At 35.1% G+C, this 1,772-nt stretch carries 2 protein-coding genes and 1 pseudogene; 2 read left to right on the forward strand and 1 reads right to left on the reverse strand.

The features are described 5' to 3' along the window. Positions 1-193: 193 nt before the first annotated feature. Positions 194-526, forward strand: a complete 333-nt coding sequence (locus PGOND44_RS14810) for a type II toxin-antitoxin system RelE/ParE family toxin (protein WP_003446041.1) — start codon at positions 194-196, stop codon at positions 524-526. Positions 527-557: 31 nt separating this feature from the next. Next, positions 558-869 carry a helix-turn-helix domain-containing protein gene (locus tag PGOND44_RS14815; protein WP_236612013.1) on the forward strand — a complete coding sequence of 104 codons (312 nt, stop codon included), beginning with the start codon at positions 558-560 and terminating at the stop codon, positions 867-869. Positions 870-1,159: 290 nt separating this feature from the next. On the opposite strand, the pseudogene PGOND44_RS15460 reads toward PGOND44_RS14815, so the two are convergent. Beyond that, positions 1,160-1,772 (reverse strand): annotated as a pseudogene (locus PGOND44_RS15460) (transposase); the annotation flags it as partial.

Here is a 1,772-nt window from a genome sequence, read left to right on the forward strand (position 1 = left end):
ATGGCTTGGTCTGTGCCGATTTGGAAAATTTATGGATTTCCCAAAGTTAGTTTATATTTGGAGAGGTTCGTGCTAAATCACGCCACAGCTCATATACATCAACGTTGCCAGTAATGCAAAGAAAATTCGTAAGTTTCCATATAATTCAACTTTTTGATTTATATTTGTCTTTTAAAAAGGACAAATAGACTAAATGAAACCAAAATTTGAGGTAGTTTTTCTTGAACAAGCTATTGACTTTATGTCCAAATTGGATGCTAAAGCAAAAAACAAAATCTATTACAATTTGGATAAAGCGAAACTCGAAAATGACCCAAAACTGTTTAAGAAACTGACAGACGACATTTGGGAATTTAGAACACTTTACAAAGGAATTCAATACAGACTCTTTGCCTTTTGGGACAAAACAGACAAAATCGAAACGCTTGTGTTATCGACACACGGAATGGTTAAAAAAGTAAGTAAAGTTCCAAAATCGGAAATTGAGAAAGCATTGAAAATAAGAGCTGAATATTTTGACGAATAAACTTAAAGTTATGGTAACAAAAAATAAAAAAATGAAAATGATGACACTTGACCAAATGAAGGACAAGGATATCGGAAAGATTGGAACCGTAGAACGAGACAAATACGAATTTGAATTGCGTATGGAAGTACTCGGCGATATGATTAAATCTGTTAGAAAAGAACGGAATTTAACGCAAGAACAACTCGGGGAGTTAATCGGAGTTCAGAAATCGCAAATCTCGAAATTGGAAAGAAACACTAAAAATGTAACTATCGAAACGATTTTAAAAGTATTCAAAGCATTAAAAGCCAATGTCCGATTTAGCGTGGAAATGAACGAATCGGAATTTAAAGTAGCATAAGCACTACTGGCAATAACTAAGCATATGGCTTGCCGATAGGCCAAAGCTATATGATTTGTTGACTGATCCGGGATTGCTGGTAAGGGGGAATTCGATGAGTTGGCAAGAACCTTACAAGAGGAGAAGGTTGTTTTTAGAGTGCTTTGCATCCCTTTTTATTCAGTTGCTTATCTAAATTAAGGTGCTTTTTAGGGGGATCACTCTTTTTTTGTGTGAGAATCTGCTATTTTTTATCATTTTCCTTTAGTTTGGGCATTAGTAAGTCAAGGCTCTTTTTAGAACCGTTTTTTTTAATGTTTGCATTCCAGTTTATCCTTTATAATTTGTTTGTAATCCTTTGGAGGACCACGACTGTCAAAGGTAAAAAGTGTGATCAATGTCTCCTTTTTACAACTCGGACAACAGCGATGTAAGGACTTCTCTTGAGTGGCAAAGGTTATTATGTGTGCCAAGTTTTTATCTCTTAATTGCAATTGTAATAACGGTAACTTCTCTTTTTTCCAACTGCTGCTCAAAAACCCATAATGCCTTATTCGAGTAAAGCCTTTGGGAAGAATATGGAGCTGAAAACGCCGTATAAACTCCCTAGTGGAGAGTGTTAGTGTGGTTTTTTGCCCACCTTTTCTATAGTCTTTTAAACTAAATGTAATCCTCCTTTTTTCTTTATCAATCGACAAGATACGGTGATTACTTATCGCTATTTTATTTGCCCCGTTACAAATTTAAATTGCCTTCAGGTGATAATTTGTAACGGGGTGAATGTACCTACCTAAATATTCAATCACATGTTCTGGTTTTCCAAAAGGAGTTTTGGCATACACCACCCACTCTTTTTTAAACAACTTATCATATAAAGATTGCGGTAATTGGGGAAGTGCTTTTCGTAATTTGGACACAAAACGA

The sequence above is a fragment of the Psychroflexus gondwanensis ACAM 44 genome (genome assembly GCF_000355905.1).
Taxonomy (GTDB): domain Bacteria; phylum Bacteroidota; class Bacteroidia; order Flavobacteriales; family Flavobacteriaceae; genus Psychroflexus; species Psychroflexus gondwanensis.

Bases quoted from the DNA above. Each gene is read 5' to 3' on its own strand.
- PGOND44_RS14810 (WP_003446041.1), top strand. From the start codon at position 194: ATGAAACCAAAATTTGAGGTAGTTTTTCTTGAACAAGCTATTGACTTT.
- PGOND44_RS14815 (WP_236612013.1), top strand. From the start codon at position 558: ATGAAAATGATGACACTTGACCAAATGAAGGACAAGGATATCGGAAAG.